Annotated in this window: 10 protein-coding genes and 1 pseudogene; 7 read left to right on the forward strand and 4 right to left on the reverse strand. The window is 57.0% G+C overall.

The window, feature by feature from the left end:
• Window positions 1–20: 20 nt before the first annotated feature.
• Both MJQ68_RS09460 and MJQ68_RS09465 read right to left on the reverse strand, forming a co-directional pair.
• Window positions 21–452 carry a hypothetical protein gene (locus MJQ68_RS09460; protein WP_238750820.1) on the reverse strand — a complete coding sequence of 144 codons (432 nt, stop codon included), beginning with the start codon at window positions 450–452 and terminating at the stop codon, window positions 21–23.
• 57 nt (window positions 453–509) lie between these two features.
• A complete protein-coding gene (locus MJQ68_RS09465) occupies window positions 510–1304 on the reverse strand; it encodes a ParA family protein (RefSeq protein WP_238750821.1) in 795 nt (264 codons plus the stop codon).
• A gap of 219 nt (window positions 1305–1523) precedes the next feature.
• On the opposite strand from MJQ68_RS09465, the gene MJQ68_RS09470 reads away from it, so the two are divergent.
• The 3 genes from MJQ68_RS09470 (at window position 1524) to MJQ68_RS09480 (ending at window position 5833) form a co-directional block, all read left to right on the forward strand.
• On the forward strand, window positions 1524–4067 hold the full coding sequence (locus MJQ68_RS09470) for a TonB-dependent receptor (RefSeq protein ID WP_238750822.1): 2544 nt from the start codon (window positions 1524–1526) through the stop codon (window positions 4065–4067).
• Window positions 4068–4136: 69 nt separating this feature from the next.
• Window positions 4137–5249: a helix-turn-helix domain-containing protein gene (locus tag MJQ68_RS09475; protein ID WP_238750823.1), complete on the forward strand. Its 1113-nt coding sequence runs from the start codon at window positions 4137–4139 to the stop codon at window positions 5247–5249.
• 182 nt (window positions 5250–5431) lie between these two features.
• Window positions 5432–5833 carry a helix-turn-helix transcriptional regulator gene (locus tag MJQ68_RS09480; protein ID WP_238750824.1) on the forward strand — a complete coding sequence of 134 codons (402 nt, stop codon included), beginning with the start codon at window positions 5432–5434 and terminating at the stop codon, window positions 5831–5833.
• Window positions 5834–5861: 28 nt separating this feature from the next.
• Here MJQ68_RS09480 and MJQ68_RS09485 read toward each other — a convergent pair.
• Both MJQ68_RS09485 and MJQ68_RS09490 read right to left on the reverse strand, forming a co-directional pair.
• Window positions 5862–7118: pseudogene (locus MJQ68_RS09485) on the reverse strand (MFS transporter); the annotation flags it as partial.
• A gap of 110 nt (window positions 7119–7228) precedes the next feature.
• Window positions 7229–8914, reverse strand: coding sequence for a M3 family oligoendopeptidase (locus tag MJQ68_RS09490; RefSeq protein WP_238750825.1), 1686 nt, complete (start codon window positions 8912–8914; stop codon window positions 7229–7231).
• Window positions 8915–9463: 549 nt separating this feature from the next.
• On the opposite strand from MJQ68_RS09490, the gene MJQ68_RS09495 reads away from it, so the two are divergent.
• The 4 genes from MJQ68_RS09495 (at window position 9464) to MJQ68_RS09510 (ending at window position 12876) form a co-directional block, all read left to right on the forward strand.
• Window positions 9464–10285: an FkbM family methyltransferase gene (locus MJQ68_RS09495; RefSeq protein ID WP_238750826.1), complete on the forward strand. Its 822-nt coding sequence runs from the start codon at window positions 9464–9466 to the stop codon at window positions 10283–10285.
• Window positions 10286–10476: 191 nt separating this feature from the next.
• Entirely contained in the window at window positions 10477–11535 is a 1059-nt protein-coding gene (locus MJQ68_RS09500; protein WP_238750827.1) for a Fic family protein, read from the forward strand.
• A 172-nt stretch (window positions 11536–11707) separates the two neighbouring features.
• Complete coding sequence (locus MJQ68_RS09505; protein WP_238750828.1) at window positions 11708–12280, forward strand: VanZ family protein; 573 nt, start codon at window positions 11708–11710, stop codon at window positions 12278–12280.
• Window positions 12281–12327: 47 nt separating this feature from the next.
• On the forward strand, window positions 12328–12876 hold the full coding sequence (locus MJQ68_RS09510; RefSeq protein WP_238750830.1) for a 2'-5' RNA ligase family protein: 549 nt from the start codon (window positions 12328–12330) through the stop codon (window positions 12874–12876).
• The last annotated feature ends 41 nt before the right edge of the window (window positions 12877–12917 follow it).

Here is a 12917-nt window from a genome sequence, read left to right on the forward strand (position 1 = left end):
AAACCCCTCGATAGGTTACGCTACTTCTCCAGGTACTGCGCTACCATCTCCTGTACGACATCTTTGAGGTACATCTTGCGGCTCTTGGCCTGCTCCTTGAGCGTGAGCAGGTGATCCTTGACGAACACCAGGGTGACGCGCTTGGTGTCGGGCTTGGCCGGCTCGTCGGGCTCGCGGTCGGGATCGTCGGCTACGGTGCTGCGGATCAGGTAATCCAGGCCGGTGCGGCGGCGGCGGGGGGCGCGGGCGGCGGTGCGGCGCTTATCGTCGCCCAGGAACACGTCGAGGTCCTGGGTGAAGTTCTTGCTGCTCAGCTTTTTCTGCGCCTTTTTGCTCTTGACGGGCACGTCCACTTCGACCACTTCCTCGTTGACGGCCTGGGGGTCGTCGCCGATGAGGTAGTTGTCCTCAAAGAGTCCGGAAAGGTTGTCGGTAAAGCGTTTCTTGGCCATGGTAGTCCGTGTAGCGCCGAGGGGGGGTTCGGCTAGCTGCAGAATGATGCGGGGGATTTAAGCGGGCACGTCTTTTTTGGTGCGGGGCCGCAGGTGCACGGGCTGTTCGGTCCGCTCGATGATCTCCTTACAGACCTTAAGGTAGTCCTTAGCCCCGTGGCTGCTCCGGCTGTAAGTGAAAATGTCCTGGCCCTGGGAGGGGGCTTCGGCCAGCGACACGTTGTTGCGGATGTAGGTGTCGAAGATGAGGGGGCCGAAGTACTTCTTGATCGTTTCCACTACGTCGCGGTTGAGCACCTTGCGCTGGTCGTACATGGTAGCCAGTACGCCGCTGATGTGGAGCTCCTTATTGAGCCGCAGCTTCACCTTCTGGATCACCTGCTTGATCTTGGCCAGGCCCTGCATGGCGAGAAACTCGGTCTGCAGCGGGATGATCACCTGCTGGCTGCTGGTGAGCGCGTTGAGGGTGAGCAGGCCCAGGCTGGGCGGACAGTCGATGATGATGAAGTCGTAGTCCTCGTCTACCCCGGCAAAGAGCTCGCGCAGGATGAATTCGCGACCGGCCTCATTGACCAGTTCCATCTCGGCACTCGACAGGTCGAGGCTGGAGGTGACTACGTCGAAGCCGGGCTTGACGACATACGGCGCCAGGTCCGACTCGCCCATCATACTCTCGTAGATGGTCACGGACTGGCGGGGAATGCCGAGGCTGAGGGTCAGGTTGGCCTGGGGGTCGAGGTCGACCAGCAAGACGCGCTGGCCGAGCTCTACGAGGCCGGCTCCTATGTTGATGGCGCTTGTCGTCTTTCCGACGCCGCCTTTGTGGTTCAGTAAGCTTACTACAGTTGCCATGCGGGGTGCTTGGTGGAGGCGCGAAGGTAGGTAAAAATTAGATCGCCTGCGGCTTATTAGACGCCTTCGGCTGGTAGATCGCCTGCGGCTCGTTAGACGCCTGCGGCTCGTTAGACGCCTTCGGCTGGGTAGACCCCTTCGGGGGTAGACTGCCTGCGGCAGGGCGGGGAGACGAAAGCGGCTACCTTTACCGTTGCCCTTTTTCACTTGCTAGTACTTATGCCGTTACGACTTTTGCTTCTTTGCTTCCTGGTGTGGCTTTGCACCGGCGTACGCGCCCAGGTGGAGACGGCTACCCTGACTGGACGGGTGACGGACCTGGTGAGTGAGCGGCCCGTTGATTTTGCGACGATCTACGTGAAGGGGAGCAGTAGTGCGGTGGAGACGGGCGAGAGCGGGCGCTATGTGGCTACGGTGCCGAGCGGGGAGGCCTTCGTGCTGGTGTTCAGCCGCATCGGCTACCAACTGACGGAGGTGAAGGTGGAGGAATTGCCGGCCGGCGGACGTAAACAGATCGACGTGGCCCTGGCCCCGATCGAGAGCGGGCTGGAGGTGATCGTGCGCGAGAGTAAGGTGGAGAAAGGGGGCATGATCCGTGAAGACCCGGCGCAGCTGCGGCTGCTGCCCTCCGTGACGGGCAACCTGGAGAGTATCCTGCCGAGTATCGCGCTGGGCGTGAGCAGCGGGGCGGGCGGGGAGCTGACCAGCCAGTACAACGTGCGGGGCGGCAACTACGACGAGAACCTGGTGTACGTCAACGACTTCGAGATCTACCGGCCGCAGTTGATCCGGCAGGGGCAGCAGGAGGGACTCACCTTCGCCAACCCCAACCTGATGCGGAGCCTGAGCTTTAGCTCGGGGGGCTTCGAGGCACGCTACGGCGATAAGCTGAGCTCGGTGCTGGACATTAAGTACAAGCGGCCGGACAGTCTGCGGGCGTCGCTGGATGCGAGTCTGCTGGGTGGATCGGCCCACGTAGAGGGCAGCAAGCAACTGGGCCGCACGAGCTACCAGCGGCTGCGCTTCCTGGGCGGGGTGCGCTACAAGACCACCCGCTACATCCTGGGTACGCTGGAGACCTCGGGGGAGTACCAACCCAACTTCTACGACGTGCAGGCTTACGTGACCTACGACTTCAATCAGACGCTCCAGCTGGGGGTGCTGGGCAACTACAACCGCAGCGTGTACAACTTCACGCCGCTGCAGCGGTCTACGGCCTTCGGGGGCTTCTTCGAGACCCTGCAACTGAACGCCAACTACACGGGGGCGGAGCAGGACGACTTCGCGACCCAGATGGGCGGGCTCTCGCTGACCTACATCCCGGAGCGGGCGGCTAACCCCCTGTTCCTGAAATTTATGACCTCGGCCTTCCGCAGCGATGAGGACGAAGGCATCTCGATTCGCGGCCGCTACACCCTGGGCTCCCTGGACATCGGGCTGGGCTCGGAGACCTTCGGGGAGGTGACCGATATCATCGGGGCAGGGGAGCAGCAGGAATACGTGCGCAACTTCCTGGATATCCAGGTCTACAACGCGGAGCTGCGCGGCGGGCTGGAGCTCAACGGCGGCGATGCGGTGACTACACGGGCCCACTTCCTGCAGTGGAGCGTGAAGGCCCAGCACGAGCGCATCGACGACTACCTCAACGAGTGGGAGCGGCTGGATTCGGCGGGCTACAGCCTGCCCTTCGACGAGGATGGGGTGCGGCTGTTCAGCGTACTCAAAACCGAGAACCAGCTAAGTAGCAACCGATTTAGTGCCTTCTTCCAAGATACCTACACCTGGCGGCAGGACGGGCGGGCCGACATCCGCCTCAGCGCCGGAGTGCGGGCCGTGGCCTGGGACTTGAACGGGGATATCGACATCAGTCCGCGCGCCCAGCTACTCTATAAGCCGCTCGGCGGCACCAAGGACATCACCTACAAGCTGGCCGGCGGACTGTACAAGCAGCAGCCCTTCTACCGCGAACTGCGGGCACCGGACGGCACGGTGAATACGGACCTACGGAGTCAGAAGTCGTTCCACCTGGTGGGGGGACTGACGAGTGACTTCTACTACGGTAAGCGCAATCCCAAGAAGTTCCGCCTCATCACCGAGGCTTACTACAAATCGCTGTGGGACCTGGTGAGCTACGAGATCGAGAACGTGCGCATCCAGTACTCGGGACTCAACGATGCCAGTGGTTACGTGGCGGGACTCGACTTCCGCCTCAACGGAGAGTTCGTGCCGGGGGCGGACAGCTGGCTGAACCTGAGTCTGTTGCGGGCCCGCGAGACCCTCACGGGGGTACAGCACGAGCGGGTGACCGGCCGCGGGCCGGAGGGGGAGGTGCTCAGCGACTCGGTCAAGTACGTGCCACGGCCCACGGATCAGGTGTTCCAGCTTTCCCTGTTCTTTCAGGACTACCTGCGCAACAACCCCAACTTCCGCACCCACGTGAACCTGACGGTGGGCGGGGGGCTGCCCTTCGGCATTCAGGGCAACAACACGGTGTACCGCAACACGCTGCGCTTCAACACCTACCACCGCATCGACATCGGCTTCAGCTGGCGGCTGTACGACCGGCTGACCTCGCGCAACCGCGCCACCTCTCCCCTACGCTTCACCCGCTCTACCTACCTGAGCCTGGAGGTATTCAACCTGATGAACGTGGCCAACCAGGCGGGGAACACCTTCATCAAGACGATCTTCGAGTCGCAGTTTGCCGTGCCGAACCGGTTGACGGGCCGGCGGGTGAATTTGCGGCTGAAGGTTGAATTCTAATCTGGTCGGGCACGGGAACGGCTTGTTTTGGTATATTGGAGCCGTTCCTGAATTGCTCCTTCGTCACTCATGAAATTTGCCGACCTCGTAAGCACGTTTGGAATATTTCAGGGACTGCTGCTCGGTATTATCCTTTACGCTGCCCACCGCCCCGCACGCCCCACGGCACTGCTGGGGCTATTTATCCTCACGCTGGGCCTGCGGGCCATTCCGTACCTCCTCATCCGGCTACCGTTTGGGGAGGAGTACCCCGTGGTCTACTACCTGCCCCTCTACTTCTGGTACCTCCGGGTGCCGCTGATGTACCTGTACACCCTGCAGCTGGTAGGTAAGCTGAAGTGGTCGCGCGACCGCATTCACCTGCTGCCGGGCCTGCTGGAGTTCGTGCTATTCAGCACCGCCGTAGTGATCGAGCTGAAAACCCAGGGCGAACTATTCAGTGTGGAGACCACCCAGGGTATACTGGGGGTCTACACCATCCTGGCGATCGGGCCGGCGGTGTACTACACCTACCTGACCGTACAGCTACTGGCTAAGCACAACAAGTTTTTGCTCAACTACTACTCCAACCTGAAGGACCGGCAGGTACTGTGGATCAGGAACGTGTTGTACTGGCTCCTCGCCCAGGCGATGCTCTACACCCTGTTCCGCTACGGCCCCCTGCCGGTGCCGGATGATTGGCGGATCCTCTTCGGGGCCGCGACGAACGTGATCGCGATCAGCTACGCGAGCTACTATGGCCTGAAGCAGCTGCGCCCGGCGCGTGAGCCCATCGAGCAGGATAGCAAGGACGCGCCGCTGGTGGCCGCCGGGGAGCCGTCCGATTACGCGGAGATCTTCCAACGCATGAACGACTACCTGCTGCAGCAGCGGGCCTACCTGAGTCCGGTGCTGACCATCGCCGATCTGGCGCAGGCCCTGCACTGCAGCAAGCGTACCCTGAGCCGGGTGCTCAGCTCCCAGAGCAGTAAGCACTTCAACCGCTACATCAACGAGTTTCGCGTCCGGGCGGCCTGTCAGCTACTCAACGACGAGGGCTACGATCACTACACGATGGACGCTATCGCGGCCGAGGTAGGCTTTAACCACAAGGGCACCTTCTACAAGGCGTTCAAACAAGATCACGAACTCAGTCCGGCGGCCTACCGGCGGCGGCGTACTACTGGTGAGGTGAATGGATAGATCCCAAATTTGAGCATAAATACCGGTGATGGGCATGGTGTAGTAGCGGTGAGGTGTAGCTATTCCCGCCACATTTGTCCTAAACACCGCCCTTTCACTACGTTTGGCGGATTTCAGAACGTTCCGTCGTGACCTATGCAAGACCTTTGCCCTAGCAATCATGCACACAGCAAATTATTGGTATGTCTTCCGTTTTTCAGTCTGATATTCACTTTAATGAGTCCGTCGGAGGCAAGGCTAACCGTAGCGCCGCCGCCACCCGCTGGCAACAACTCATCACGCTCATGGAGCGTGAACGCCCCTACCTGGACACCCAACTTATGCAGCAGGAGATCGCCGACCGGCTGTCCGTCAGCTGCCGCACCCTCAGCCGCCTGATCGGTGAACAGTCCTACCACAACTTCAACGGCCTGGTAAACGACTACCGCCTGCGCGAAGCCAAGCGCCTGCTGCGCGACCCCCAATACGCCAGCCAGAGCGTGGATGCCATCGCCACCCTGGCCGGCTTCAACTCCCGCGGCACCTTCTACCGCGCCTTTAAGCAGTCAGAGGGTAGGAGTCCTGCAGCGTACCGGAAGGGCTAAACAGCGCACCTGCGTCCCCGCCCGAACCTTACAGCTGCTCCCGCTTGGGGAAAGCCAGCAGGAAGAAGACGGCCGCCACCACGCCCACCACCCCGGGCACCAACCAGATGGACCACCAGTCGTGCGCCCCCGATGGCAGCGTATGCGCGCTGACCACCTCGCCGGCGATCCAACTGCCCAGGAAGATGCCCACCCCGAGATCGGCAAAGGAGACCAGCCCCTGGGCCGTATTGCGCAGCGTCGTGGGTACCCGCTTGTCGATGTAGATCTGGGCGGCGATGATGATCCAGGCGAAGGCCACCCCCTGCACGATAATACCGGCGTAGAGTAGCCACTCGTGCTCCCCCGGCCGGCCCACCGCAAAGGCGAAGTAGCGCAGCCCCCAGGCCATGAGACCCCAGAAGATGATGCTACGAAAGCGGAAGCGGCGAAATACGAAGGGCATGGCCAGCACCACCCCGATCTCGAAGAGCTGCCCCACGGCCATCTTGGCCGCCGCGGCCGGCCAGCCTACCTCGTTGAGGAAAGGATTGAGGAAGCTGTAGTAGAACGACGACGGGATGCAGCTGGCAATGAGCGCGATGAGCAGCACGATCATGCCCCGCTGCCGGAATACCTTGCGCAGCTCCTCCCCCCGGAAGGCCGACCACTCGAAGCCCGACTGTGGCGGCGTATGCGGCAGCAACAAGGAGTAGGCCGCCAGCAGCAGAGAGGTAATGCCGCCGGCCAGGATCGGCAGTGGCGAATTCTCCACCTGAAACACGCTCAGGGCCACCCCCACCAGCATGAACGACACCGTGCCCCAGACGCGGATGCGTGGATACTCCCGCTCGGGCCGCTCCAGGTGGTGAAAGCACATGGCCGCGGCGAGACTGAAGGTAGGAATGAAGCACAGGTTGAACAGCAGCATCCAGCCGTAGAACCAGGGGAAGGTGGTGGTGAAGTAGCAGGCGATGAGCGCCCCGCCGCCCACGGTATTGAGCACGCCCATGAGGCGCTCGGAGGGAAAGCGGCGATCCGCCAGCCAGCCCATCAGCGGCGGCGTGACGGTAGCGGCCACGGCATTGGTGGCGTAGATCATGCCTACCTGCAGGCCAGTGAAGTCCAGCGACTGCAGCAGGTAGGTGCCCAGATTGATGAGCCAGCTCGACCAGACGGCAAACTGGAGGAACAGAAGCAGGGAGAGGCGGAAGCGAATTCCTCTCCCCCAACCCCTCCCCAGTGGGGAGGGGAGATGCGCCTGCCGCTGTTGGTCCTGACCCCGGTGGTTGATGGTAGTGGGCGTTTTGTGAGGGGGAGTAAGTAGAACTACTGGTCTGTGTAACTACCGCGGCTAACCTCCCCTCTCCCTTGGAGAGGGGTTGGGGGAGAGGAAAAAGGGTCATCAGCGAGGAATCACACCCCTAGCCGCTCCCGCATCCGGTTAGCGATCCGCTCCACGACGCCGTCCTCGAAGGGGTTTTCGAGCCCGGCCAGTTCGACGAGCTGCAGGAAGGACTTCGAGCCGCCGGCCCGGCAGAGCTTCACGTAGTCGGCCCAGGCACCGGTGTGGTCCTGCTCGTCGCGGAGGAAGAACTGGAAGGCGCAGATCTGCGCCAGGCAGTAGTCGATGTAGTAGAAGGGTACCGAGAAGATGTGGCCCTGGCTCTGCCAGAAGGTACCGTCGGCCAGGTGGGGGTGGTCGGAGTAGTCGAGGTGGGGCAGGTACTTGGCCTCCATCTCCTTCCATATGGCGTTGCGCCCGTCGTTGTCGAGGGTAGGGTTGTCGTACACCCGGTGCTGAAACTCATCGACCGCGCAGCCGTAGGGCAGAAAGCGGAAGGCGCCGGCCACGTGACTGAAGTAGTACTTCTCGGTATCGGGGCCGAAGAAGCCCTCCATCCAGGGGTAGGTGAAAAACTCCATGCTCATGGAGTGGATCTCGGCCGCGTCGAAGGTAGGCCAGTTGTACTCCATGGGCCGCTGATCCCGGCTCGAGTACACCTGGAAGGCGTGACCGAACTCGTGGGTCAGTACGTCGATGTCGTGGCTCGTCCCGTTGAAGTTGGAAAAGATGTAGGGGGCCTGGTACTCGTTGATGAAGGTGCAGTAGCCGCCGGGGGCCTTGCCATCCTTGGCCTCCAGGTCCATGAGCTTGGCGTCCTGCAGGTACTGGAAAAACTCACCGGTCTCGGTGCTCAACTCGCGGTACATCTTGTCGGCGTGAGCTACGATCGCGGCCGGGTCGCCCTGCGGCTTGGCGTTGCCGTCGGGAAAGCGGAACCCCAGGTCGTAGTAGCGCAGGCGGTCTACCCCGATGCGCTCGCGCTGCTTGTCGTACAGCTTCTGCGCAATGGGCACGATGAACTCCTGGATCTGCCGGCGAAAGTTGGCCACCTCCGCCGGACCGTAGTCCGTACGGTTCATATTCGCATAGCCCAGCTCCACGAAGGAGTCGTACTCCAGCTTACGGGCCATCTCGGTGCGTAGGGTCACCATTTCCCCGTACACGTCCTCGAAGCGCTGGCGGTTCTGCGCGAACCAGTCCCATTTAGCGGTACTAGCTTTCTTGCGCTTGTCGCGGTCGGGCACCTGCTCTAGGGGGGCGATGCTGCTGAGGTTGTAGGTCGTGCCGTCGAGCTCAATGGCCGCCCCACCCCGTAGCTGAGTAAATTCACTGCTGAGTTTATTGACCTGCTGCAACTCGTCCAGGATCTCCGGCCGGAAGGTATTGATGCTCACCTTCGCCGAGTCGAACAACTGACTACCAAAGTGCTGCTCCAGCGCCTCCCGGTGCGGACTATCCAGCAGGGCGCGGTAGTAATCGACCCGCCACTGCTCGGTCCGCGGCAGGTGCTGGTCGAACCAGTCCTTCTCGGTCCGGTAAAATTCATCCCGCGTATCGATCGAGTAGCGGATGTAGCCGATATTATAGGCCGTAGCCACGCTAGCGCGGATGCTATCGATCTGCTCCACGGCGGCGCTGGCATCATTCAGGCTATCGGCGGTCTTGAGCGCTTCGAGCACGGCGTGAAAGGCGGTTTCGAGCCGGTCGAGGTCGGGCCGGGCGTATTCAAAATCAGGGAAGGTCAGTTGGGACATAGGAGGTAGATCGCGTTGCCTGAGTAGGACACGCCGGGGGGGTGGGATGTTTTGTGGGGGGGCGGGGCCGCTGGTGCGGTGCATATGCAAATTGAATCGTTGACTATCCAATTTGCATGAGCGCATACCGCAGGGACTACCTCGGGCCACACGTAGTCTGTCCCATCAGTAGGACTATATGGATCCGGCCGTACTATTTTAGGCGGTGCTACGAAAGCTACCTCCAGGGTACGGTGTGGGGTAGGCGTTTCGACAAATGGGGGTCATGTGCAACTACATTTTACGTAGTGCGTGGTGCAAATGTCGTACCGGACTTCGTTCAACAGATCGGTGTACCCGCCATATAGGAAATGGCTACCGGACTCACTGTTTACGGCAATCGACACGTTGAAACTAAATATTGAACAAAGTTGGACCTACGCAGTGCATTGAAACAATATTATATATATTTAGCCTGATAATAATAATCAATTGTGGGATTACAATTCCGATTCATAACATGGATTATTCAGTAAGCCTCTATATTTCGCCAAACACCTAATACATTATATGATGACGATCTGGAAATTTTTTTCAAAAATTGTTGTGCCTGTTTTAGCGAATCTTGGTGGAACTTTCCAAAGAGCTAATAAAATAAGTGGATTAATAAATCATGTTGGACTGGAGGCTTACATAAAAATAAAATATCCATTTATATCACTTGGCAAGTATATAATTTTCAATTTGGACACATATAATCGCGAGCTAAAATTACGGAAGAACTCTATTGACAGTGAAGTATTTAAATATACATTTTACGATCAATTTCATAAACCAATCTCGCAGGTCAATATCGGAAGTGCTCCTCTTATTTTAGATTTTGGTGCCAATATTGGGTTTAGTGTATTAATGTATAAGCACTGGTATCCTGACGCAAAGATAATTGCATTTGAGCTGGACCAGGATAATTATAACCTTGCTATTTATAATACTAGAGGACTAGAGAATGTAACAATTCACAACAAAGCCATAAGCGATAGGAGTTCCATTGTGAGCTATAATAAATCTGGAAGAGAAGACGGCTATGTGATTTTGGACCCTATGGATAATTGCGGAGACGTAAAAATAGAAAGTCTATCGATCAACGATGTCATTTCGGAATATAATATAACAACTATTAATTACGTGAAAATTGACATAGAAGGAACCGAGGTAGATATTCTCAGAGCCAAAGATCTATCCTGGATGAGGTTAGTTAAAAATATCAATATAGAGTTTCATACAATTGAAGATGATATGTCAGAGTTTATCGATATACTTACCTGTCAGGGATTCGAGGTGTATCGACATGATGATCATTGGTCTAGTATTTCTGGGATAAGGAGAAATTAAATTTGAAGTGGGAATAGGTCAGAATTAATTTTGTATACTATCCACGATAGGGTCACCCCGGATAAGTAGAGCAAGTCATAAAGCCGCGACCCATTCCAGGAAAAACCATGTGTACTTCTTTCTAGTAATTTACTAATACGATACTAGGAAAACAATCAAAGGAGCGCTAACTTCGCAAGAAACGTCGGAGCATGGAAAACAAGCTAAGCGCTAGTTTTAAGGTATCTCAGACCTTGATCAAGGATATTGCCTACATCGATTCATTCAAGGGTAAGTGGCAGGGGCTAGCGCTCAGTGAATCCACTTTACTGAAAGAACTCAAACAGATAGCTACAATCGCTAGCATCGGTTCATCAACCAGGATAGAAGGATCTACCCTGACGAACGATGAGGTAAGAACTCTGCTGCAGAACATTTCGATGAGTCGACTCAAAGAAAGAGAAGAGCAGGAAGTTTTTGGTTATTATGAAGTTCTGGAATTGATTCTAGCATCCTACCGGGACATCGATCTGACCATTAATAATATACATCACTTACACAAGGCCCTTCTTCGGGCGAGTAGTAAAGACGAGTACCACCGCGGGCAATTCAAGCGGATAACTAACAAGGTAGTAGCAAATTATCCCGGTGGAAGACAGAAGGTGATCTTTAACACGACGGAACCTGCACGGGTAGCTTCTGAGATGAACACCGTCGTCACCTGGACCGTAGATCATCTCAGCAACGAAGACTATCATCCTTTGATAGTGATTGGAAGTTTTGTTTACGAGTTCTTGTCCATACACCCCTATCAAGATGGCAACGGTAGACTATCGAGGCTGTTGACTACCTTATTACTCCTCCGGCAGGGGTATGATTTTATGCAGTATGCTTCGATGGAGACGGAGATAGAAAAACGCAAAGCGGAATATTACCGGGTTCTGATGCTATGCCAGAAGGACAGATACAGCGACCAGGAAAATATCAGTGAATGGCTTCTCTATTTTCTAAAAACACTGAGAGAGGCGATAGACATACTAGAGGCTAGATTTGAAGAAATTCGGAACAGCAAGTCATACTTTAGCCAACGGCAATCGTCAGTACTGGAATATATCAACAATAACGAGCCGATTAAAATGGTCGATTTGACGGTTGCCTTCCCCGACGAATCGATACACACTCTTCGTAAAGACATAGCCTACCTGAGGAGAGAAAATGTAGTTAGGAAAGTCGGTCAGGGTAAGGCTACTCTTTACTACTCGATACAATGAAGTGAGTAATACCTACTAGTGCCCTTGCGGCAACGTGCTTTGTGCTCATTTTCTCATGGCATGGCCGCTACATCAAGTCCATAATTTTTCACTATGCATACGTCAAGGTAAAAAAGTCAGTACCTTCTATCTATCCTGATATACTTTATGAAACGGTCTCGGTAACCTACCTATGAGCCACGCCACCCCCCCATTCGTCTCCATACGGGAAAAGCGCCTCTGGGGCTGGACCACAGCCGTAGTGATAGCTATCTTCGCTACGCTGTTCATCGGACGACCGCTGGCCAGTCAGTTGAGGGAGCAGAACGTGCAGGCCATCTTCTTTGGGTCTGGTTTGCTCCTGGTGACGGCAGCGGTGCTGGCGCACGGACTGACCGCGAAACCCGGCAGGGTCGAACTGTCCATCCTGCTAGGCATTATCGCGGTGTACGTCATGCTAATCTTCCGCCTGGGCGCTCCGGAGCGCAGCCACCTGATCGAGTACAGCGTGCTGGCGATCTTTCTGCATAAGGCGCTGCTCGAGCGATCCAGTCAGCGCAAGTTGCCGCTCCAGCCCGCTCTACTCGCCTCGGTGCTGGCCTGCTTCGTCGGACTGCTGGACGAGGGCCTGCAACTTGTCGTGCCGAACCGGGTGTTTGATCCGCAGGACATAATTTTCAATGGACTAGCGGTACTTCTGGCGATCACCGCAAGCTTAGTGTTGGGGTGGGCCCGCAGACGATACGGTAGGTCCAGCACAAAGTGAGTAGTGCGGCCGCCTGACCGATCATCACCCAAGCTAAATAGCTCGATATGACCCTGGGATACGCCATACTACTAGATCACACGGTCCATAACTTCGTCCGGGCGGTGCAATTGGAACTGCACCAGGCCCTGGGCGTACGGCTGGCCAGACAGACGCCCCATATCACCATTAAGTCACCCTTCGAGACAGATACTATCGAAGGACACATCAGCTACCTGGAGGATTTGGCCGCTCGCATAGCTCCCTTCGAGCTAGCCTTTAACGGGTTCGGGTCGTTCGGGGATAAGGTCCTGTTCCTCGACGTCAAGGAAAGTCCGACCCTCCTTGACCTACACCACGGGATCCTCCGGGACGTGAAGACCAGGTTCGGACTGTCCCCCCATGCATTCGAGGGACCGAACATAAAGTTCCACACCAGCATCGCGGGCTTCGATACTAGCGAAGGGTTCCAGCAGGCACGGGACCTGCTAACTCCATACCAACCGAGCTACACCTTTCAGGCCAGAGAACTGGGCTTATTTTACTACCTGGGGGAAGGAAATGGGTGGATCATCAACCGAAGGGTCCGCGTAGGAGACGGTAAGAGCGGCCACTGACCCGTCGATTTCTTACCTTAATTCCCTTGCACAGCGCACCC

It is taken from the genome of Neolewinella maritima (genome assembly GCF_923081025.1).
GTDB classification, from domain to species: domain Bacteria; phylum Bacteroidota; class Bacteroidia; order Chitinophagales; family Saprospiraceae; genus Neolewinella; species Neolewinella maritima.

Bases quoted from the DNA above. Each gene is read 5' to 3' on its own strand.
- MJQ68_RS09460 (WP_238750820.1), bottom strand. From the start codon at position 452: ATGGCCAAGAAACGCTTTACCGACAACCTTTCCGGACTCTTTGAGGAC.
- MJQ68_RS09465 (WP_238750821.1), bottom strand. From the start codon at position 1,304: ATGGCAACTGTAGTAAGCTTACTGAACCACAAAGGCGGCGTCGGAAAG.
- MJQ68_RS09470 (WP_238750822.1), top strand. From the start codon at position 1,524: ATGCCGTTACGACTTTTGCTTCTTTGCTTCCTGGTGTGGCTTTGCACC.
- MJQ68_RS09475 (WP_238750823.1), top strand. From the start codon at position 4,137: ATGAAATTTGCCGACCTCGTAAGCACGTTTGGAATATTTCAGGGACTG.
- MJQ68_RS09480 (WP_238750824.1), top strand. From the start codon at position 5,432: ATGTCTTCCGTTTTTCAGTCTGATATTCACTTTAATGAGTCCGTCGGA.
- MJQ68_RS09490 (WP_238750825.1), bottom strand. From the start codon at position 8,914: ATGTCCCAACTGACCTTCCCTGATTTTGAATACGCCCGGCCCGACCTC.
- MJQ68_RS09495 (WP_238750826.1), top strand. From the start codon at position 9,464: ATGATGACGATCTGGAAATTTTTTTCAAAAATTGTTGTGCCTGTTTTA.
- MJQ68_RS09500 (WP_238750827.1), top strand. From the start codon at position 10,477: ATGGAAAACAAGCTAAGCGCTAGTTTTAAGGTATCTCAGACCTTGATC.
- MJQ68_RS09505 (WP_238750828.1), top strand. From the start codon at position 11,708: ATGAGCCACGCCACCCCCCCATTCGTCTCCATACGGGAAAAGCGCCTC.
- MJQ68_RS09510 (WP_238750830.1), top strand. From the start codon at position 12,328: ATGACCCTGGGATACGCCATACTACTAGATCACACGGTCCATAACTTC.